General features: G+C 53.5%; 21 protein-coding genes and 2 pseudogenes. 8 read left to right on the top strand and 15 right to left on the bottom strand.

Translation table 11 applies throughout. The annotated features are described in order from the left end of the window. From QVF11_RS08260 to QVF11_RS08250, 3 genes and pseudogenes are all read right to left on the bottom strand, one after another. Window positions 1-917, bottom strand: a pseudogene (locus tag QVF11_RS08260) (FKBP-type peptidyl-prolyl cis-trans isomerase N-terminal domain-containing protein); the annotation flags it as partial. Further along, a complete protein-coding gene (locus QVF11_RS08255) occupies window positions 914-1,330 on the bottom strand; it encodes a permease (protein WP_287856249.1) in 417 nt (138 codons plus the stop codon). The gene QVF11_RS08255 and the pseudogene QVF11_RS08260, both read right to left, overlap by 4 nt. A gap of 244 nt (window positions 1,331-1,574) precedes the next feature. Then, a complete protein-coding gene (locus QVF11_RS08250; RefSeq protein ID WP_015585138.1) occupies window positions 1,575-1,922 on the bottom strand; it encodes a YacC family pilotin-like protein in 348 nt (115 codons plus the stop codon). A 145-nt stretch (window positions 1,923-2,067) separates the two neighbouring features. Here QVF11_RS08250 and cueO point away from each other — a divergent pair, with 145 nt between their 5' ends. Then, window positions 2,068-3,660 carry a multicopper oxidase CueO gene (gene cueO / locus QVF11_RS08245; protein ID WP_287856244.1) on the top strand — a complete coding sequence of 531 codons (1,593 nt, stop codon included), beginning with the start codon at window positions 2,068-2,070 and terminating at the stop codon, window positions 3,658-3,660. An 87-nt stretch (window positions 3,661-3,747) separates the two neighbouring features. Here cueO and QVF11_RS08240 read toward each other — a convergent pair whose 3' ends face one another. Continuing rightward, on the bottom strand, window positions 3,748-6,138 hold the full coding sequence (locus QVF11_RS08240) for a glucose/quinate/shikimate family membrane-bound PQQ-dependent dehydrogenase (RefSeq protein ID WP_287856242.1): 2,391 nt from the start codon (window positions 6,136-6,138) through the stop codon (window positions 3,748-3,750). A gap of 70 nt (window positions 6,139-6,208) precedes the next feature. Between QVF11_RS08240 and QVF11_RS08235 the strand changes: the two are divergent. Together QVF11_RS08235 and hpt are read left to right on the top strand one after the other, a co-directional pair. Next, a pseudogene (locus tag QVF11_RS08235) lies at window positions 6,209-6,322 on the top strand (hypothetical protein). Window positions 6,323-6,341: 19 nt separating this feature from the next. Further along, the gene (gene hpt / locus QVF11_RS08230) at window positions 6,342-6,878 is read left to right on the top strand and encodes a hypoxanthine phosphoribosyltransferase (protein ID WP_112215781.1); all 537 of its coding nucleotides are present in this window, start codon (window positions 6,342-6,344) and stop codon (window positions 6,876-6,878) included. 65 nt (window positions 6,879-6,943) lie between these two features. Here the strand turns inward: hpt and can are convergent, their stop codons facing one another. After that, window positions 6,944-7,606: a carbonate dehydratase gene (gene can, locus QVF11_RS08225; RefSeq protein ID WP_112215782.1), complete on the bottom strand. Its 663-nt coding sequence runs from the start codon at window positions 7,604-7,606 to the stop codon at window positions 6,944-6,946. 107 nt (window positions 7,607-7,713) lie between these two features. On the opposite strand from can, the gene QVF11_RS08220 reads away from it, so the two are divergent. From QVF11_RS08220 to QVF11_RS08205, 4 genes are all read left to right on the top strand, one after another. Then, entirely contained in the window at window positions 7,714-8,640 is a 927-nt protein-coding gene (locus tag QVF11_RS08220) for an ABC transporter ATP-binding protein (protein ID WP_112215783.1), read from the top strand. Further along, on the top strand, window positions 8,637-9,407 hold the full coding sequence (locus QVF11_RS08215; RefSeq protein WP_112215784.1) for an ABC transporter permease: 771 nt from the start codon (window positions 8,637-8,639) through the stop codon (window positions 9,405-9,407). Before QVF11_RS08220 ends, QVF11_RS08215 begins: the two co-directional genes overlap by 4 nt. 121 nt (window positions 9,408-9,528) lie before the next feature. Beyond that, window positions 9,529-9,969 carry a PTS sugar transporter subunit IIA gene (locus tag QVF11_RS08210; RefSeq protein ID WP_112215789.1) on the top strand — a complete coding sequence of 147 codons (441 nt, stop codon included), beginning with the start codon at window positions 9,529-9,531 and terminating at the stop codon, window positions 9,967-9,969. 57 nt (window positions 9,970-10,026) lie between these two features. Then, entirely contained in the window at window positions 10,027-11,280 is a 1,254-nt protein-coding gene (locus tag QVF11_RS08205) for a polysaccharide deacetylase family protein (RefSeq protein WP_287856237.1), read from the top strand. Window position 11,281: 1 nt separating this feature from the next. Here the strand turns inward: QVF11_RS08205 and panD are convergent, their stop codons facing one another. From panD to thpR, 9 genes are all read right to left on the bottom strand, one after another. Further along, window positions 11,282-11,662, bottom strand: coding sequence for an aspartate 1-decarboxylase (panD, locus tag QVF11_RS08200; RefSeq protein ID WP_112215791.1), 381 nt, complete (start codon window positions 11,660-11,662; stop codon window positions 11,282-11,284). Between the two features lie 93 nt (window positions 11,663-11,755). After that, window positions 11,756-12,610 (bottom strand): pantoate--beta-alanine ligase, encoded by an 855-nt coding sequence (panC, locus tag QVF11_RS08195; protein ID WP_287856234.1) that lies wholly within the window; start codon window positions 12,608-12,610, stop codon window positions 11,756-11,758. Between the two features lie 11 nt (window positions 12,611-12,621). Beyond that, complete coding sequence (gene panB, locus QVF11_RS08190; RefSeq protein WP_112215793.1) at window positions 12,622-13,413, bottom strand: 3-methyl-2-oxobutanoate hydroxymethyltransferase; 792 nt, start codon at window positions 13,411-13,413, stop codon at window positions 12,622-12,624. Window positions 13,414-13,532: 119 nt separating this feature from the next. Next, complete coding sequence (gene folK, locus QVF11_RS08185; protein ID WP_287856232.1) at window positions 13,533-14,012, bottom strand: 2-amino-4-hydroxy-6-hydroxymethyldihydropteridine diphosphokinase; 480 nt, start codon at window positions 14,010-14,012, stop codon at window positions 13,533-13,535. Further along, complete coding sequence (gene pcnB, locus QVF11_RS08180) at window positions 14,009-15,406, bottom strand: polynucleotide adenylyltransferase PcnB (protein WP_112215795.1); 1,398 nt, start codon at window positions 15,404-15,406, stop codon at window positions 14,009-14,011. The genes folK and pcnB overlap by 4 nt, the downstream gene beginning before the upstream one ends. Window positions 15,407-15,457: 51 nt before the next feature. Next, window positions 15,458-16,339, bottom strand: coding sequence for a tRNA glutamyl-Q(34) synthetase GluQRS (gene gluQRS, locus QVF11_RS08175; RefSeq protein ID WP_287856230.1), 882 nt, complete (start codon window positions 16,337-16,339; stop codon window positions 15,458-15,460). Between the two features lie 64 nt (window positions 16,340-16,403). Continuing rightward, complete coding sequence (gene dksA / locus QVF11_RS08170; RefSeq protein ID WP_110272509.1) at window positions 16,404-16,859, bottom strand: RNA polymerase-binding protein DksA; 456 nt, start codon at window positions 16,857-16,859, stop codon at window positions 16,404-16,406. Between the two features lie 164 nt (window positions 16,860-17,023). After that, entirely contained in the window at window positions 17,024-17,740 is a 717-nt protein-coding gene (gene sfsA / locus QVF11_RS08165) for a DNA/RNA nuclease SfsA (RefSeq protein WP_110272508.1), read from the bottom strand. After that, a complete protein-coding gene (gene thpR / locus QVF11_RS08160) occupies window positions 17,740-18,276 on the bottom strand; it encodes an RNA 2',3'-cyclic phosphodiesterase (RefSeq protein ID WP_287856227.1) in 537 nt (178 codons plus the stop codon). The genes sfsA and thpR overlap by 1 nt, the downstream gene beginning before the upstream one ends. 72 nt (window positions 18,277-18,348) lie before the next feature. Here thpR and hrpB point away from each other — a divergent pair, with 72 nt between their 5' ends. Beyond that, window positions 18,349-20,778 carry an ATP-dependent helicase HrpB gene (hrpB, locus tag QVF11_RS08155; protein ID WP_287856225.1) on the top strand — a complete coding sequence of 810 codons (2,430 nt, stop codon included), beginning with the start codon at window positions 18,349-18,351 and terminating at the stop codon, window positions 20,776-20,778. Window positions 20,779-20,867: 89 nt separating this feature from the next. Here the strand turns inward: hrpB and QVF11_RS08150 are convergent. Next, a partial coding sequence (locus QVF11_RS08150; protein ID WP_287856223.1) for a hypothetical protein occupies window positions 20,868-21,059 on the bottom strand: 192 nt, incomplete at its 5' end.

Genomic DNA, 21,059 nt, shown 5'->3' with positions numbered 1-21,059 from the left:
CTCAGCTTAGTTTGCAGCGTCTGCTGCGTGGTATCTGCCGCGGTGAGTTTTGCTTCCAGCGCTTTCTGAGCTTCTTCAGACGCGCTCAGCTTAGTTTGCAGCGTCTGCTGCGTGGTATCTGCCGCGGTGAGTTTTGCTAGCAGTGATTTCTGAGTTTCTTCAGACGCGTTCAGCCTGGTTTGCAGCGTCTGCTGTGCGGCTGCGAGCTTTGTTGTAGACGTTTGTTTTTCCGGAACAGAGGTTGCTAATTTCTCTGCAAGCGCTTGCTTTTCTTTCTCTTCAGCCGCGAGTTTTTTTATTAGCGTTTCTTTTTCGCTGCTTACCTGAGCCAGCTGTAGTTCGAGTTTTTGTTTTGCTGATTCTACGGATTCCAGTTTATTTTCTTGTTGCTGAATTTTATTTGCCGTGGCATTAAGCTGTCCTGAGCTCTTTTTTATCTCCGCAACTGCGGAAAGCTCTTTGTTTATTAATTGTTGTTTTTCTGCTAAAGCAACGGCTAATTTCTTTTCAAGCTGCTCAATTTTTTCTGTTAACTCCTTTTGGTTGTCGGAAGCGACTTCGGTCGTCGCGGGTCTCGCTGCGAGTTGCTGCTGAAGTTGACGAATTGTTTTGTCTTTTTGAGCAATTATTGCAGCCTGACGGGAGGCTTCGCTGCTTTTATTGCTAATTTTGTTATCCGTTTTCTTGGTGATATTATTTTTTTGTTCAACGGGTTTCACAGGCTCACTACTTTTCTGAGCCTGCTGCTCTTTGGCGAAGTGTAAAAATGCAGGGCCTGAATCGTCACTATTAGAACCCGCCGTGACGTTTATCAGCGCATCTTTATCCGCACAGACACCCGGTGATGGCGATAGCGCCAGCACAAACGCTGCTGCTAGCGATATCGAATTGATGTTTATGAATGTTTTTCCGTTCATAGCTGAACATTTTCACCACGTTTAACAAGGCTATCTATCAGCTCTTTTTCAATATCCGCACAGAGCTTGATTGATTTAAACTGATACATTGAATCGATGCCCTGTTTAGTGGGTTCGGCAACTTTACTGCGCACAGAGTTATATTGCGTCGCGGCGCTAAGCAGGGCGGTAAAATCGTTGCTTAGTTTGGCTGCCTGCTTGGGATTAACCTCTTTCAGAGAGTCCAGAGCTTTACGACAAGTTTCAATACGAGCTTGCTCCTCGGCGAGCCGCTGCTGTTCAGTTTGTTGGCTTAATGTCGTTTCAGGTAATGGTTTCACTAACTTGGTGGATTGTCGGGATGACGTTGAATTACAACCAACCAATAAAATAACGGCCAGAGGTGCTATGCGTGTAAATAAGGATATGTTCAAGGCTTCATTCCATTGATAAAAAGAGTTGTTATCGAGCGATAATAGTGTGCAAAAAATGAGATTGCAATAATGGTATTCTCATTTTTTAAATGCATTGTTTTATTAATTAGCTAAACACGTAATGAATAATCAATGAAGTTTTTGAATTGAGATATGAAATAAAGCGTGTTGTTAAATGAGTGCTATTATGAATAAACGCAATAGCCGGGTTTAAACGGCTATTGACTTTAAAATACAATGATGCTCATTTCACATAAGCCAGCAGGCTAAGCGAGTCTCGCGCCAGTGCTTTGCATTTTTTGGTCGTTGGGATTTTGATTCCGCTGAGGTCACGATAGCTATCTTCGCCCAGTGCCTTCATATTGAAGCTGTCGTAATTGCTTAAATCCCATTGATTCTGCTGAGCAAAGAAGACCAGAGCACGGCGTATTTGCGTGTTAGGTAAATTTTGATAGCCGCAGTCGTTCTTCAGAAAGACAAATACTGCCGTTAAATCAGCCATATCTTCCGCTTCTGACTCGCTTAATGCATAGCTGTTAGCGGATAGAGCAAGCAGGCTGCCGAGCACTATTGTTCTGAAAAGCGTCTTCATTTTCTCTACCATTGAATCACGGACGAACAACGTTAGCATACTTCTTTACACTACGCCGAGCTTTATTCTTACTCTTCTGCTTGACCTTCCCGTTGGTGGAAGGTTTAAGCTTAAATATTCGCCAGCAGAATAAAAGGATGTGAAAATGCAACGTCGTGAATTTCTCAAATTAACTGCAGCGGCTGGTATCGCCAGCGCATTGCCGCTTTGGAGCCGCTCGGTTTTTGCTGCTGGTCGCCCGGCATTACCCATACCGGAACTGCTGACTGCTGATGCACGCAATCGCATCACATTAACCATTCAGGCTGGCAGAACGCAATTTGGCTCTCACCTTGCCACTACATGGGGCTATAACGGTAGTTTGCTGGGACCAGCGCTGCAGCTAAAACAAGGAGAAATGGCGACGATTGATATTCATAACCGCCTGGCTGAGGAAACAACGGTGCACTGGCATGGACTGGAAGTGCCTGGAGAAGTGGACGGTGGCCCGCAGGGCGTGATTGCCGCAGGTGGTTCCCGAACGGTCAGTTTTACTCCGACGCAGCGAGCGGCAACCTGCTGGTTTCACCCACATCAGCATGGTAAAACCGGCCTACAGGTGGCTATGGGGTTGGCAGGCCTGGTGCTGATATCTGATGCAGAAAGCGAAAAGTTGCTTCTGCCAAAGCAGTGGGGGATCGATGATGTACCGGTGATTGTGCAGGATAAAAAATTCACTTCAGCCGGTGAGATTGATTATCAGCTCGATATTATGAGCGCAGCCGTTGGCTGGTTTGGTGACACGCTGCTGACCAATGGGGCACTTTATCCTGAACATGCCGCACCCCGCGGCTGGTTGCGTCTGCGTTTGCTTAACGGCTGTAATGCCCGCTCTGTGAATTTCTCAACCAGTGATAAGAGACCGATGTATGTAGTGGCAAGCGACGGCGGTCTACTGGCTGAGCCAGTGAAAGTGAGTGAGCTGCCAGTACTCATGGGGGAGCGTTTTGAAGTCCTGGTGGATACGACGGATGGTAACCCCTTTGATCTGATAACGCTGCCGGTGAATCAGATGGGAATGGCCATTACCCCGTTCGATAAGCCGCAGCCGGTATTGCGCGTTCAACCACTGACGATTCAGGCTTCCGGCAAGCTGCCAGATGTTCTGGCTGCGATGCCAGCTCTGCCCTCTTTACAAGGGCTAACTCAGCGTACGCTGCAGCTCTCTATGGATCCGATGCTTGATATGATGGGCATGCAGGCGTTGATGCAAAAATATGGTGACCAGGCGATGTCCGGAATGGACCATAGCATGATGATGAATCATGGAGAGATGGGGAATATGAACCACGGTGACATGAGCCATATGAATCATGGCGGTAAGGCGCAAATGGAGCATCGTGATAAAGGCTTTGATTTCCATAATGCTAACCGGATTAACGGAAAAGCATTTGATATGAATGTTCCCATGTTTGCTGCGACAAAAGGGCAATATGAGCGGTGGGTGATTTCTGGTAAAGGTGACATGATGCTTCACCCGTTTCACATCCATGGCACTCAATTCCGAATCTTATCAGAAAACGGTAAAGCACCGGCTGCGCACCGTAGCGGCTGGAAAGATACCGTACGGGTAGAGGGTGATGTCAGTGAAGTGCTGGTGAAATTTGATCACGATGCGCCAAAAGAATTTGCCTATATGGCCCATTGTCACCTGCTGGAGCATGAAGATACGGGAATGATGCTTGGGTTTACGGTGTAGATGTTATTCCTGAAGCACCTTAATGATCAGGTCAAAGAGCTTGATTTGAATCATAAAGAAAAGGCCCGATTTCCGGGCCTTCTGTTTTTACTTCGCGTCGTCAGGTAAAGCGTAAGCGACAATATAGTCGCCCATCTTCGTGCCAAACGAACCATGACCACCGGCAGAGATGACAACGTACTGCTTGCCATTCACTGCATAGGTCATCGGCGTTGCCTGCCCGCCTGCAGGCAGACGTGCTTGCCATAATTTCTCGCCATTGCTCATATTGTACGCGCGCAGATAGTTATCCGCGGTCGCGCCAATAAACAGTACGTTACCGGCTGTTGAAATGGGGCCCCCTAGCATTGGCATACCCATATTGAACGGCAGTTTCACGGGCATTGGGAACGGCAGGCTATCCTGTGGTGTACCGATACGTTTTTTCCACACCACTTCGTTGGTTTTCAGATCCAGTGCGGAGATATAGCCCCAGGCAGGCTGTTTACACGGCAGGCCGAACGGTGACAGGAATGCATTCAGGGTTACGCCATACGGGACGCCGTACTGCGGTTGGATCCCTGACTCGGTACCGGAACTTTTCGCATCTTTCGGCGGTTCCATCGGGTTACCGGGACCGCGTGGGATCAGTTTTGATACAAACGGCAGCGCCATTGGGTTAGCAATCGCGACCTGGCGGTTTGGATCGACGGAGATCCCGCCCCATTCGAACATACCCAGGTTACCCGGGAATACCAAAGTCCCTTGTTCCGATGGTGGAGTGAAGATGCCTTCATAGCGCAGTTGATGAAAGATAACGCGACACACCAACTGGTCAAACATAGTGGCGCCCCACATATCCGCGCCGGTCAGGTCTTTCTTCGGACGGAAACTCAGATCGGAGAACGGCTGAGTTTTCGAAACATAGTCGCCTTTAGCCGCCCCTTGCGGAACCGGTTTTTCCGGTGCCGGGACAACCAGTTCACCGTTGCGGCGGTCGAGGACAAAAATGTTGCCGGTTTTCGCCGGAGCGTAAATGACCGGAACGGTTTTGCCGTTCACGTCGATATCCGCCAGTGTCGGCTGCGACGGCATATCCATATCCCACAGGTCGTGGTGAACGGTCTGATAACTCCACGCCAGTTTTCCGGTAGTGGCATTCAGCGCTACGATGGAACTGGCAAAGCGTTCCTGCTCTGGCGTACGATTACCACCCCAGATATCCGGCGTGGTCACGCCCATCGGCAGGTAGACCAGATCCAGCTTCGCGTCATAGGCCGCCGGTGCCCAGGAGTTAGGTGAATTCAGTGTGAAATGATGTTCATCATCCGGGATAGCATTCGGGTCTTTCGCGCCCGGATCGAATGCCCACAGCAGTTTGCCGGTATTCACATCAAAGCCGCGAATGACGCCTGACGGCTCGCGGGTTGAGAAGTTATCGGTTACAGCACCTGCGATAACAATGGTTTTATCCGTGATGATCGGCGGTGAAGTCGGTTCATACATGCCTGGCGTGGTGACTGGCATATTGGTTTGCAGGTTGAGAATGCCTTTATTAGCAAAGGACTCACATAGCTTACCGTTGTCGGCGTTGATGGCGAACAGGCGACCATCGTTGACAGGCAAAATGATACGGCGTGGGCAATCTGCAACCACATCCGCCGGGGCATTATCTGCTCTGGCTTCATGATATGAAACGCCTCGGCAGGTCACATGCTGGAAAGATGGGTCTGAGTTAAGCTGCGGATCGAAGTGCCACTTCTCTTTACCGGTAGCAGCATCAAGGGCGAACAGACGCTGGTGGGCAGTACACAGATATAGCGTGTCGCCAACTTTAATCGGCGTGACTTCATTGGTTATCTCACCCGGATCGTTAGGCTGCTTGAGGTCCCCGGTACGGAACACCCAGGCTTCTTTCAGGTTCTTCACGTTGTCCGCGTTGATCTGCTTCAGCGGTGAGTAACGCTGGCCTTCCTGATTACGGCCATACGCCGACCAGTCACCATCTGCAACCTCGGAAATTGGCGCTGCTGGCGTTGAGTCAGCGCTCAGCGTGCCGTTGATTTCCTGCGGGTCGTTGAAGCCAGCCCAGGTCAGAATGCCGCCGCTAATGAGCAGCGCGATAACCAGTCCTGCAACCGCCCCGGCGGATGGAACCGGCAGGCGACGCCAGACAAACGGTAGGATAAGCCAAATGCCGAAGAAGACCAGGATGTCGCTACGTGGCGTCAGCGCCCAGAAATCGAAGCCAACTTCCCAGACTCCCCAGATCATGGTGGCGAGCAGCAGCGCAGCATATAGCCAAAGTGCAGAACGCTTACCGCGGAATAACATGACGGTAATGCCAAGCATCACCAGACCTGCGATAGGGTAGTACCATGAGCCGCCGAGAACGACCAGCCAGGCTCCACCGACTAAAAGATAGAGGCCACAGAACGCTGCAAAAAGCGCTGTCAGCGTCACGAGTAGCCGTGATTGTTGAGATTTTGTTTCTGCCATAGAAAGATACTCATTTGTTTGTTAATTTTTTGACTGCACTTAATTATAGGATTTAACAAGTGTGATCGGAATCACAAAATGGGCTTTATTAATCACTGCACCGTAGATTTCTTTTTGCTGGTATACTGAGTGGCTTGCCGGTCAACGTCGATGCAATCGCAGCGGCTTTGATGATTTACTCTAAGAATCAAGTGGTTAGTTTTATGAAACATACTGTAGAAGTGATGATCCCGGAAACCGAGATCAAAGCCCGCATTGCCGAACTAGGTCGTCAAATCAACGAACACTACAAAGATAGCGGCAGCGAAATGGTGCTGGTAGGTCTATTACGTGGTTCATTTATGTTTATGGCCGACCTGTGCCGTGAGGTTCAGGTACCGCATGAGGTTGATTTCATGACCGCCTCCAGTTACGGCAGCGGCATGTCCACCACCCGTGATGTCAAAATCCTTAAAGACCTTGATGAAGATATTCGCGGTAAAGATGTGCTGATCGTGGAAGACATCATCGACTCCGGCAATACGCTGTCTAAAGTGCGTGAAATTCTCAGGCTGCGCGAGCCAAAATCACTGGCAATCTGTACTTTGCTGGATAAGCCAAGCCGTCGTGAAGTCGATGTCCCGGTTGAGTTTGTTGGTTTTGCCATTCCGGATGAATTCGTGGTGGGTTACGGCATTGACTACGCCCAGCGCTATCGCCATCTGCCGTATGTTGGCAAAGTGACTTTGCTGGATGAGTAAGATGTAATGCGATATCCCGGCGAGCGCGGTAGCCTTTCCGGGATATTAAATGAGGTGCGTTATTATTACTTGTGGTTGGCGTGTTTGCTCTTTAAGTTGGAGATTCCCTGGCGATAGCGCTGTTCCAGCGTTTCGCGGCTGACGGCGGTCACATCAAGATCGCGTAGCATACCGTCGTGAATACCGTAGGCCCAGCCGTGAATGTTCACTTTCTGTCCGCGCTTCCATGCCGACTGCATGATAGTGGAATGGCCAAGGTTGTAGACCTGCTCCATCACGTTCAATTCACACAGGGTATCGAGGCGACGCTCTTCCGGCATTTCTCCCAGCAGCGAGCTGTGCTTAAACCAGATATCACGAATATGCAGCAGCCAGTTATCGATAAGGCCGAGCTCGGTATTTTCAATCGCTGACTGCACGCCGCCGCAGCCGTAGTGACCGCAAATGATAATATGCTCGACTTCCAGTACGTCAACGGCATACTGCACAACGGAAAGACAGTTCAGGTCGGTGTGAATCACCAGGTTGGCAACGTTACGGTGTACGAACAGTTCCCCGGGTTCCAGGCCAGTTAAACGTTCAGCGGGTACACGGCTATCAGAGCATCCAATCCACAGAAAGCGCGGTTTCTGCGCCTGCGCCAGTTTCTCAAAAAAACCGGGGTCCTCCTCCACCAGCATTTTTGACCATAGTGCATTGTTGCTGATGAGTGTATCTATATCGTTCATGGATGTTTACGGGCCTGTAACCAAGTAAGTGCGTTGCGCTAATATAGGTTAACCTCACATTTTTTAAAACAACCCATCGCGTGTCACGACACGAGAAGAGACATTTAATGACCATTGCTCTGGAACTAAAACAGCTCAAGAAAACCTACCCCGGCGGGGTTCAGGCGCTGCGTGGAATCGATCTGCAGGTTGAAGCGGGCGACTTTTATGCGCTCCTCGGGCCAAATGGTGCGGGTAAATCGACCACTATTGGTATTATCAGTTCGCTGGTGAATAAAACCTCCGGCGAGGTCAACGTGTTTGGCTATGACCTGCAAAAAGATGTGGTGAATGCCAAGCGCCAGCTCGGCCTGGTGCCGCAGGAGTTCAACTTTAACCCGTTTGAGACCGTGCAGCAGATTGTGGTTAACCAGGCGGGCTACTACGGCGTTGAGCGCAAAGAGGCGATTATCCGTAGTGAAAAGTATCTCAAACAGCTCGATCTTTGGGAAAAACGCAACGAACGCGCGCGGATGCTCTCCGGCGGCATGAAGCGCCGCCTGATGATTGCCCGCGCGCTGATGCATGAGCCGAAGCTGCTGATTCTTGATGAGCCAACGGCAGGGGTGGATATTGAACTGCGTCGTTCGATGTGGGGATTTCTGAAAGATTTAAACGATAAAGGCACCACGATTATCCTCACTACCCACTATCTGGAAGAGGCCGAAATGCTGTGCCGCAATATTGGCATTATTCAGAGCGGCGAGCTGGTGGAAAACACGTCGATGAAAGAGCTGCTTTCCAAGCTGAAATCAGAAACCTTTATTCTCGATCTGGCGCCTAAAAGCCCGCTACCGGTGCTGGAAGGTTACCAGTATCGTCTGGTCGATACATCAACGCTGGAGGTTGAAGTGCTGCGTGAGCAGGGTATTAACAGCGTATTTACGCAACTGAGTACGCAGGGAGTACAGGTTTTAAGTATGCGTAACAAAGCCAACCGTCTTGAAGAGCTTTTTGTCACGCTGGTCCATGACCGTAAAGGAGAATCAGCATGATGCAGCTTTATTGGGTCGCGCTGAAAAGCATCTGGACCAAAGAGATTCACCGTTTTATGCGTATCTGGATCCAGACTCTGGTGCCGCCGGTTATTACGATGACTCTCTACTTTGTGATTTTCGGCAATCTGATTGGCTCTCGTATCGGTGAAATGCACGGTTTTACCTATATGCAGTTTATCGTGCCGGGCCTGATCATGATGGCGGTGATCACTAACGCTTACGCCAACGTGGCTTCTTCTTTTTTCAGCGCGAAATTCCAGCGCAATATTGAGGAGCTGCTGGTTGCCCCGGTCCCTACGCACGTGGTCATTGCTGGCTATGTGGGCGGTGGCGTTGCGCGCGGTTTGTGCGTAGGCATTCTGGTAACGGCGATTTCGCTGTTTTTCGTCCCGTTTCAGGTCCACTCATGGGTATTTGTCGCTCTGACGCTGGTTCTCACCGCAGTGCTATTTTCGCTGGCTGGCCTGCTCAATGCGGTATTTGCTAAAACCTTTGACGATATCAGCCTGATCCCGACCTTTGTGCTAACGCCGTTGACCTATCTCGGCGGGGTTTTTTATTCCTTAACCCTGCTGCCGCCGTTTTGGCAAGGGCTGTCGCATTTGAACCCCATTGTTTACATGATCAGCGGGTTCCGCTACGGCTTCCTCGGTATTAACGATGTTCCGCTTGCAACCACCGTCGGTGTGCTGGTGGTGTTTATCGTCGCGTTTTATTTCTTATGCTGGTATTTGATTCAGCGCGGGCGAGGACTTCGTAGCTAATTTAGCCATTCATGGCGCTTCTCTGCTCAGTTAAGCGAAGCGCCAGCAAGCAATTTTGATTGCCATCACCGATATTCATCATTTCGCTTGCTAAATTGTTTGCCTGCTAAGGAGGTGAGCGATGTTAGGTTGGGTGATTACCTGCCATGATGAACTGGCGCAGGAGATGCTGGATCGTCTGGAGAAAAAATTTGGGCCATTGACTCAGTGCCGGGCGGTGAATTATTGGCGTAATCTCAGCAGCAATATGCTGAGCCGTATGATGTGCGATGCGCTACACGAGACGGACAGCGGTGAGGGCGTTGTTTTTCTGACCGATAAAACCGGCGCAGCACCCTATCGCGTAGCCGCGCTGATGAGTCATAAGCATACCCACTGTGAAGTGATTTCCGGAATTAGCTATCCATTACTTGAGAGTATGTATTTGTTACGCCAGACGCTGAGCAGTGAGGCCTTTCGTCATGCCATTGTCAGCGCTGGAGGCCCTGCAGTAAGCAGCCTTTGGCATCAGCAGCAAAAAAATCCACCTTTCCGGTTACTGCATGAGCCGTACGGGAATTAGGCATTGGTATTGATAGCGCTTTTGTTACAATGACGGCAGTTCTTATCTACCGGTTCGATGTGCATGTTTGCCCGAATTCTTGCTTTACTCCTCCTTGTTACATCGCTCAGCGTCTCCGCCAGTCTGTTAAGCCAGCAGGGCGCCCCTGCGCGCTATATGCAAACGACGGAGGATGCGGATATCTGGGCGCAGGTTGGCAATCAGGTCGTGAGCGTGGGTAACGTGCGGGCAGGGCAAATTCTCGCGGTAGTGCCAACGGCGGCGGATTACTATGAGTTCAATTTTGGTTTTGGCTCCGGTTTTATTGATAAGGGCCATCTGGAGTCGGTACAGGGCAAGCAGCGGGTTGAGGATAACCTGGGCGACCTGAATAAGCCGCTGAGTAATCAAAATCTCATTACCTGGAAAGATACGCCGGTTTATGACGCGCCTTCCGTCGGCAGCGCTCCGTTCGGCACGCTTTCGAATAATCTGCGCTATCCCATTATCAGTAAGCTCAAAGACCGGCTTAATCAAACCTGGTTTCAAATTCGCATTGGCAATCGCCTGGCGTGGGTGAGCAGTCTGGATGCGCAGGAAGATAGCGGTATCCCGATTCTGACTTATCACCATATTCTGCGTGATGAAGAAAATACCCGCTTTCGCCACACCTCGACCACCACTTCCGTTCGCGCCTTCAGCAATCAGATGACCTGGCTACGCGACCAGGGCTATACCACGCTGAGTATGTATCAACTGGAAGGCTATCTGCGAAATAAAATCAATCTGCCGGCACGTTCGGTGGTGATCACCTTTGACGATGGTCTGAAATCGGTCAACCGCTATGCGTATCCGATTCTCAAACAGTATGGCTTTCACGCCACGGCCTTTATTATCTCGTCGCGTATCAAACGCCACCCGCAGAAATGGGCGCCGAAATCTCTACAGTTTATGAGTATTTCTGAATTAAAACAGATTCAGGATGTCTTTGATGTGCAGTCACATACCCACTTCCTGCATCGGGTTGACGCTTATCGCCATCCGATCCTGCTCAGCCGCAGCTATCACAATATTCTGTTTGATTTTGAACATTCGCGGCGGGCGCTGGCGCAGTTTAATCCGCACGTACTCTATCTCTCTTACCCTTTTGGCGGCTACAACGCCACGGCGGTTCAGGCAGCAAATGATGCTGGCTTTCATCTGGCGGTAACCACTGTAAGAGGAAAGGTAAAACCGGGAGATAATCCGTTCTTATTGAAAAGGCTGTATATTTTAAGAACGGATTCGCTGGAAACAATGTCGCGGCTGATTAGCAACCAGCCGCAGGGGTAAATCAGGCAACCTGTACCGGAATCGCTTTAGCCTGGCGCTTCATTTCGTTATCGCCTTCGAAGTAGGCGACTTTCGGCTGCCAGGTACGGGCTTCTTCGTCAGGCATAGTGACAAAGCTGGCGATGATCAGAATATCGCCGACGCTTGCGCAGTGTGCCGCCGCGCCGTTAACGGAGATAATTCGCGAACCGCGCTCTGCGGCGATGGCGTAGGTGGAGAAACGATTACCGTTGGTCACGTTCCAGATATGAATAGCCTCGTTCTCAAGGATGCCGGATGCATCCAGGAAATCCTGATCAATAGCGCAGGAGCCTTCATAGTGCAGGTCGGCCTGCGTGACTTTAACGCGGTGGAGTTTGCCCTGCAGCATATTACGAATCATAACGTCTACCTTTAAAGCTTAACGATAACAAAGCGGACGTGACATCCGCCTTGAGGAAATTCCTGGCAGTATTGCCTGATTTTTAACCCGTGTCTACTGAGCGAGCGTCACTATCTGGTTGTCGATCAAACGCGCTTCGCCGAGCCATGCCGCCATCAGGATCACCGCACGCTTGCTGGTTTCCGTCAGGTCGAGCAGCGTGTCGGCATCGCGGATCTGAATATCATCGGCGCGGAAGCCTTTTTCGTTCAGCTCCTGGGCGGCGATCGCGATGATTTCATCGAGATTGCGCCCACCGCCCGCCAGTTTCTCCGCTACGCTATTCATCACCTTATACAGTCCCGGCGCAATTTTGCGCTGTTCAGCGCTGAGATAGCCGTTGCGCGAGCTAAGAGCCAGTCCATCTTTCGCGCGCATAATGGGCACGCCAATAATTTCGATGTCGTAGCCCATATCGGCCACCATCTTGCGAATTAGCGCGAGCTGCTGGAAGTCTTTTTCGCCAAAGCAGGCGACATCCGGCTGTATCAGATTGAACAGCTTGCTGACGACGGTGGAGACGCCGCGGAAGTGGCCTGGACGACTAGCGCCTTCAAGCATCGTCGACAGCCCCGGCACATCAACGTAAGTCTGATTTTCGGTACCCTGCGGATAGATTTCCGCTGCAGCAGGCGCGAAGACAAAATCGACTTTCCGCTTGTTCAGCTTTTCGCAATCGTCCTGCAACGTGCGCGGGTAGCGAGCCAGATCGTCAGCGCGGTCAAACTGCATCGGGTTGACGAAGATACTTGCCACCACGACATCCGCGCTAGCTTTTGCAGCATCAACCAGCTTCATATGACCATCGTGCAGGTTGCCCATGGTAGGAACCAGCGCGATGCGCTTACCTTCCTGGTGTAAACGACGGATATGCTGGCGCAGCAGCGGCAGGGTTTCAATAATCAGCACAACAACACTCCTTAATGGAAACTGTGTTCTTCGCCCGGATAGACGCCGGACTCCACTTCGGCAACATATTGCCGTACCGCAGCGCGCATGTCGCCCGCAGTGCTAAGGAAATTTTTGGCAAATTTAGGAATATGGCCGCCGGTAATACCAAAGGCGTCATGCATCACCAGGATTTGCCCGTCGGTGACGTTGCCTGCGCCAATGCCGATTACCGGAATGGTTAAGGCTTCGGTAACACGTTTCGCCAGCTCAACCGGCACGCACTCCAGAACCAGTAGCTGTGCGCCCGCCGCTTCTAACGCCAGGGCATCATCAAGCAGAATTTGCCCGGCGTCGCCGCGACCCTGAATTTTATAGCCCCCGAAGACATTCACCGATTGGGGAGTCAGACCGAGATGCCCACACACCGGAACCGCGCGTTCAGCGAGCATTTTCACCGTATCCGCCAGCCACGCACCACCTTCGATTTTGACCATATTGGCCCCTGCGCGCATCACGACGGCGGCGTTCTCGAAGGTTTGTTCCGGCGTAGCATAAGCCATAAACGGCAGGTCAGCGAGCAGCAGGCTGTTCGGCGCGCCGCGGCGTACCGCGCGGGTATGGTAGGCGATATCTTCAACGGTCACCGGCAGGGTGGAGTCGTGGCCCTGTACCGTCATGCCCAGCGAGTCACCGACCAGCAGTACGTTGATCCCTTCGTCGGCAAACAGCTTGGCAAAACTGTAGTCATAGGCGGTGATAGTGGCGAAGCGTTTCTTCTCCTGTTTGCATTTCTGCAGCACGGCGATTGTGGTCGGTTTCATAACGTTTCCTGATGATGAAAGTCATTTTAATCGGCATTCTAACAGCAGCATTCAGGGGGGCAATGGTTTTGGGCAACCGATTACCACGATCGCCGTAATTGCTAAAAAATGAAGGGGTATTACCAGATGGCCGGTTTTTCTGCGGCAAGGTTAGCGAGCACGGTACGTAATGACAGACCGTCGGGGAAATGCAGTCCTGGCGCGATTTCAAACAGCGGCCACAGCATAAAACCGCGGTTTTTCATGTCGTAGTGCGGCACGGTCAGGCGCGGGCTATTAATGACTTTATCGCCGAACAGCATGATGTCGAGATCCAACGTGCGGGGTCCCCAGCGTTCCGCTTTACGGGTGCGGCCCTGCTGCAGTTCGATGCGCTGAGTGTGGTTGAGCAACTCTTCCGCGGCAAGAGAGGTTTCCAGCGCAACGGCGGCATTGAGGTAGTCCGGTTGATCCTGCGGTCCCAGCGGCGGCGTACGGTAGAAAGAGGAAACGCTTATCATCCGGCTATCAGGGATCTCCGTCAGCGCACTAACGGCAGCGTTGACCTGCTCCAGCGGAGAGGCCAGATTGCTGCCGATGGCAATGTAAGCGAGGGTCATGCGCTACCTTCGCGACGCGGCGCGCGCTTGCGTGGACGACGGTGGCGGCGGCGTGGAGCCGGATCGTCACCCAGATCGTCAAGCATATCTTTCTGGTCCGGCGGCGTGGCCACCTGGAACTCGCCCCACCATTTGGTCAGACGCTGTAGCTCGCCATTGTTTTCGGCACCGGCGCGTAGCTCCAGCAGATCGTAGGCGGCGCGGAATTTCGGATGTTCCATCAGCTTCCACGCGCGTTTGCCCTGACGGCGAGACATCCGCAGCTGAAGCTGCCAGATATCGCGCACCAGCGTGGTAATGCGTTTAGGGATCGCCAGCGTGCGGCAGGCTTCATCCAGCACGTCGTTCATCGCCAGCGCGAAGGCGTCGTGGTAGGCCAGACCGCTCTCCTGGGCAATTTTTTGCGCCATCTCAAGCAGCGGATACCAGAACATCACCGCGAACAGGAACGCCGGATTAACGCGCATATCGTTACGGATGCGGTTATCGGTATTCTTCAGCACCTGGCTGATAATGCGCTCCATCGGGCTATCACCGCGCTCGGTAAAGTAGCGGGTGATGGTCGGGAACAGCGGCTGGAATAGATTGTATTCGCGCAGCAGCATGTAGGTTTGATAGCCATCACCCGCTTGCAGCAGCTTCAGGACTTCTTCAAACAGACGCGCCGGAGGTACATCGTGCAGCAGCGTAGCCAGGCGTGGGATCGGCTCGGCGGTCTCTTCGCTGATGCTCATATTGAGCTTCGCTGCAAAACGCACCGCGCGCAGCATGCGCACCGGATCTTCACGATAGCGGGTTTCCGGATCGCCAATCAGACGGATAACACCATCCTGCAGATCCTTCATGCCGCCGACGTAGTCGCGCACGGTGAAATCAGCGACGCTGTAATAAAGGCTGTTGATGGTGAAGTCGCGGCGTTGGGCATCTTCTTCAATCGAGCCGAAGATGTTGTCGCGCAGCAGCATGCCGTTCTGACCAAGCTGCGAGGTGACGCGATCGGTGGTATGCCCTTCGTGATGACCACGGAAGGTGGCGACTTCAATAATTTCTGGCCCGAACATCACGTGCGCCAGGCGGAAGCGGCGACCGACCAGACGGCAGTTGCGGAACAACTTGCGTACCTGCTCCGGAGTTGCATTGGTCGTGACATCGAAATCTTTCGGCTTTTTGCCCAGCAGCAGGTCGCGTACGCCGCCGCCGACAAGCCACGATTCGTAGCCCGCCTTATTGAGTCTGTACATGACCTTGAGGGCATTTTCACTGATATCTTTGCGGGAAATTGCATGCTGATCACGCGGGATAACCGTCATATGTCGTTGTTCGACAGCGGCTTCTGCCTCGCGCTCTTCACGGCTTAGCACCTTACGGCAAAAATTAGCGACTCGGGTAAAAATGGTACACCTCGTAGTGTCAGACGGACTTCAGGACAAAAAAATAGCGGCTAATCATAGCTCAGCAGAACGCATTTGAGAATGCTGGATTTTCTCCGGCTGCCAGTTCACTACCGCATGCTTGAGTAAATCGTCAATATTCAGCTCTCGCCATTCCTGAATGACATCCTGGTTAAGAAACGTTAACGCTCGCACAATTTCCGGGCGTGGATCGCCTTGTGATAGCGCTGGAGCATGATTTTGCTTCGACAGTTTATTTCCCTGAGCATTTAGCGCCAGAGGTAGATGAATATAGTCCGGCGGCTGCCAGCCAAAATGCTGATACAACGAAATCTGCCGCACCGTGGGTTCAATCAGATCGGCACCGCGGACAATTTCGCTGATGCCCTGGAAATGATCGTCCACCACGACCGCAAGATTATAGGCGAACAGCCCGTCGCGACGATGAATAATGAAATCTTCACGCGCCAGCGGTTCATCCGCGACGAGAGTACCGCGCAGTCGATCGTAAAACTCGAGAACCGGCCGCGTTTGCCGCAGGCGCAGGGCTGCGTTTTGCGCACCGAGCTGTAAATCCCGGCAGTGGCCGTCGTAAAGACCGCCGACGGCATGAATGCGCGCGCGGGTACAGGTGCAGTAATAGCAGAGCCCCTGTTCGTGCAGCCAGGCCAGACGCTCACGATAGGCTTCGTGACGCTGAGATTGCCAAAGCACTTCACCGTCCCAGTGCAGGCCGTAATGTTCTAATTGACGCAGAATAGTTGCGGCGGCGCCGAGGACTTCACGCGGCGGATCGATATCTTCAATGCGCACACGCCAGATACCGCCCTTCGCCCGAGCTTGCAGATAGCTGCCAAGCGCGGCAATCAGTGAGCCGAAGTGGAGTTCGCCAGAAGGTGAGGGGGCAAAGCGCCCAATGTAATGTGAATCTTTCATGATGTGACTGATAAAGCATCAAGGCGGGAGCGAGCTCCCGCCGGAGATACACCAGCGAAGTGGATTAGCCTGCCATCTGTTTTTCGCGAATTTCCGCCAGCGTTTTGCAATCAATGCACAGGTCAGCGGTCGGACGCGCTTCCAGACGACGGATACCAATCTCGACGCCACAGGATTCACAGTAGCCGAAATCTTCGTCTTCGACTTTTTTCAGGGTTTTTTCGATCTTTTTGATCAGTTTACGTTCACGATCGCGGTTACGCAGCTCCAGGCTGAACTCTTCTTCCTGGGCGGCACGGTCTACCGGGTCCGGGAAGTTGGCAGCTTCATCCTGCATGTGCGACACGGTGCGATCCACTTCATCCCTAAGTTGATTACGCCACGCTTCAAGAATGCGCCTGAAGTGCGCCAACTGGGCTTCGTTCATGTACTCTTCGCCCGGTTTTACTTGGTACGGCTCCACCCCTGCGATGGAGAGAATACTCAGGGACGATGTTTTACGGTTTTGCCCTTCTTGCATGTTGCTTCTCCTTAACACGCACTATCGATCCCCGTGTAGGGGGAAAAATCAGGCCGCTATAAATAGCAGATGCTTTTCCGGATAGCAATTATCTAAACGTTACACTTGACAACCCTGTGAGGAAAAGCGTATTTGCGCTCGCGACCAGAATACTATTTAGCCGTTTATTTACCGGGGGTTAACACCACAGTAATCGGCTTATTCAGAGTCATTGTTTCGGTAGAAAGTTCCGCCTTGTATGCGAGAATTTCTACCCCCTTGGTTTGCGCTTCAATCAATAGCTGTGCGTATCTGGCATCAATATGATGCGCGGGTGAGAAACGGTCGATCGCCGAATGCAGTACGGCGAACAAAATTACCGCCCGATCGCCCGCCGCCGCTACGCTCATCAGCTCCCGCAGGTGCTTCTGACCGCGCTCGGTGACCGCATCGGGGAAGTAACCGTATTCTTTCTCCGCCAACGTAACCGATTTCACTTCAATATAGCAGTTTTGTTGGTAATCTGCCTGTAACAGAATATCAATGCGGCTACTTTCAGAACCATACTTCACTTCACTTTTCAGCGTGTTATAACCCAAAAGTTCAGGAATGTTTCCTGCCAGAATCGCCTCTTTCGCCAACGTATTAGCGCGTAGAGTATTAACACAAATTATTGCGCCTTGTACGGTTTCAGTTAATTCCCAGGTGTGCGCATATTTGCGCTTAGGATTATCCGATGTGGAATACCAGACGGTATCGCCCGGCGCGGCGCAACCGGTCATTGCGCCGGTGTTGGGGCAGTGCAGGGTTAGCTCACGGCCATCGGGGGTGACAACATCGGCAAGAAACCGTTTGTAACGTTTAATTAAGATGGCGGACTGTAGCGGGGGAGTGAACTGCATCAGCTTTCCTTGTCGAAAGGGTAACGTTCCAGAGCGGTGTAGCGGGTGCGCCCGCGGCTAAAGCTGGACTCGTAGAGGACAAATTCGTTGACCGCAAACGCCCAGTTGAAGCCGGGTGGCGGAATTGGCACCGCGTGGCGCGCGTCGCGCAGTAGGGTGATATGCGGATGAAACGGCTGCGGACTCTGATAGCAGCCGCTGCGGGCCGCCTGAGCGCGCAGCATATTCGCCAGCTGTAGCACCCCGCGCGGCGGTTGGCGGGTGCCCAGCCATACCACCCGCGAACGTAGCCACTGCCCGGCATCGTCAAGGGTCAAGGTAAAGCCCGGCTGGCGAATACGCCCGGCCATCGTGGACAGTGCGCGCTGTTTCTCCGTGCTCACCTCGCCAAGAAACGCCAGCGTCAGATGGAGATTATCCGTCGCCACCGGTCGACCCGCATCGTCGGGAAAGCTGGCTGCGCGCCAGTGAACAATTTGCCGCTGAACCTCTTTAGGCAGCTCAAGGGCGAAAAACAGCCTTTTCGGCTCGGACATGATAGAGACTCGGTAATGAATTATCAGGATGCTACAATGCTCGCCCTCAAATGTTAACCTCCGGAGCCCTTCGTGTCCTCATTGCCGGTTGCCGCCGTTCTTCCTGAACTTCTCACTGCCCTGCAGCATGCGCCGCAGGTTCTACTCAATGCGCCAACCGGTGCCGGGAAATCCACCTGGCTGCCGTTGCAAATCCTTGCTGAAGGTAAAATTAACGGGCGCATTATTCTGCTGGAGCCGCGGCGGCTAGCTGCACGCAACGTGGCGCAAAGGCTGGCGGAGCTGCTGGGGGAGAAACCCGGTGAGACCGTGGGTTATCGCATGCGCGCTGAGACCTGCGTCGGTGCGAATACGCGCCTCGAGGTAGTCACGGAAGGTATTTTGACGCGGATGATCCAGCGCGATCCTGAACTGACCGGCATCGGACTGGTGATCCTCGATGAATTCCACGAACGCAGCCTGCAGGCGGATCTGGCGCTGGCGTTGCTGCTCGACGTACAGCAGGGATTGCGCGACGATCTCAAGCTGCTAATCATGTCGGCAACGCTGGATAATGAGCGTCTGCAACGGCTGCTGCCGGAGGCGCCAACGGTGACATCCGCAGGGCGCGCGTTCCCGGTTGAACGGCGTTTTTTGCCGCTGCCAACGCATCAGCGATTTGACGAGGCGGTGGCGATTGCCGCCGCGGAACTGCTACGCAGTGAAAGCGGCTCGATGCTGCTATTCCTGCCTGGCGTTGGGGAGATTCAGCGGGTGCAGGAGCGGCTGGCGGAGCGGGTGGCGAACGATGTGGTTCTCTGTCCGCTATATGGTGCGCTACCGCTGAGTGAGCAGCGCAAGGCGATACTGCCTGCGCCTGCCGGGATGCGCAAAGTGGTGCTGGCGACCAATATTGCCGAAACCAGTCTGACTATCGAAGGTATTCGGCTGGTGGTGGATAGCGCCCAGGAGCGCGTCGCCCGCTTTGACGCCCGCACCGGGTTGACTCGCCTGATCACACAACGCATTAGCCAGGCCTCGATGACCCAGCGTGCCGGGCGCGCCGGACGCCTGGAACCGGGGATCTGCCTGCATTTGATAGGTAAAGAGCAGGCTGAGCGGGCGGCGGCGCAGGGCGATGCGGAAATCCTGCAAAGCGATCTGTCGGCGCTATTGCTGGAGCTTTTGCAGTGGGGATGCCAGGATCCGTCCCAGCTTAGCTGGCTGGATCTACCGCCTGCGGCCAACCTGGCAGCGGCCCGTCGCCTGCTGACTTCGCTATCGGCGCTGGACGGCGAGCGACTCTCGGCGCACGGGCGCAAAATGGCCGCGTTGGGTAACGATCCACGCCTGGCGGCCATGTTGACCGCAACGGAAGATGCTGATGGTGTCGCGACGGCGGCTAAGCTGGCGGCAATCCTGGAAGAGCCGCCGCGCGGCGGTAATAGCGATCTTAGCTCGGCGTTTGCCCGTCAACAGACCAACTGGCAGCTGCGGGCGCAGCAATTGATGAAAAGGCTGGCGACCCGCGTCGGTCAGCCTGATGCTGAGCAAATGGCGGCGCTGTTGGCAACGGCTTTTGCCGACCGTATTGCCCATCGTCGCGGCCAGGAAGGGCGCTACCAGCTGGCGAACGGGATGGGCGCAATGCTTGACGCTGACGATGCGCTGGGTCGCCATGAGTGGCTGATTGCGCCGCTGCTATTGCAGGGCAGTTCATCGCCGGATGCACGGATTTTACTGGCGCTGCCGGTGGATATTCATGCGCTGATTGAGCAGTGTCCGGCGTTGGCTCAGCGTTCTGATACCGTCGAGTGGGACGAAACGCTGGGCACCCTGAAGGCCTGGCGACGCACCTGTATCGGGCAACTGGTGATCAAGACCCAGCCGCTGGCGAAGCCTTCGGAAGAGGAGCTGCATCAGGCGATGCTCAACGGTATCCGGGATAAGGGCCTGAGCGTACTCAACTGGACCCCGGAAGCGGAACAGCTGCGCCTGAGACTGCACTGTGCCGCGCAGTGGCTGCCGGAAGAAGCGTGGCCCGCCGTTGATGAAACATCGCTGCTGGAGTCGCTTGAAGCGTGGCTATTGCCGCAAATGACGGGCGTTCACTCGCTGCGAGCGCTAAAGGCACTGGACGTGCGCCAGGCGCTGCAAAACTGGCTACCGTGGTCGCTTCGTCAGAAGCTGGATAGCGAGCTGCCTGGTCATTATACGGTGCCGACCGGCAGCCGCATCGCCATTCGATATCATGATGAAAATCCGCCTGCGCTGGCGGTGCGGATGCAGGAGATGTTTGGCGAGGCGACGACCCCGGTTATAGCTCAGGGGCGCGTACCGCTGGTGCTGGAGCTACTATCGCCCGCTCAGCGACCGCTGCAAATCACCCGCGATTTAGGCGCGTTCTGGCAGGGGAGCTACCGCGAGGTACAAAAAGAGATGAAAGGGCGCTATCCGAAGCATGTCTGGCCGGACGATCCTGCCAATACCGCCCCGACCCGACGCACCAAAAAGTATTCGTAATCCCCGGACAGGCCCACAGTTTGCAGCGGACCCGTAGCCCGGTCATACAGTAGTGCAGCCGGGAAGATAATCTGAAGCTGCATTGCGCGCTATTTCCCGGAGGCGGCGCTTGACGCGCCTGTCCGGGCTACCAGACCGGCACCAGCCTGTAGCCCGGTCAGCGCAGCGCCACCGGGAAGATAATCTGAAGCTGCATTGTGCGCTGTTTCCCGGAGGCGGCGCTGGCGCACCTGTCCGGGCTTGTATGATGACTCCGTCAGAAAGAACCGGCCAGTTCTCTC

The organism is Klebsiella sp., assembly GCF_027492335.1.
In the GTDB taxonomy this organism is placed as follows: Bacteria; Pseudomonadota; Gammaproteobacteria; order Enterobacterales; family Enterobacteriaceae; genus Klebsiella; species Klebsiella huaxiensis.
This window is presented reverse-complemented; position numbering and strand designations above follow the sequence as displayed.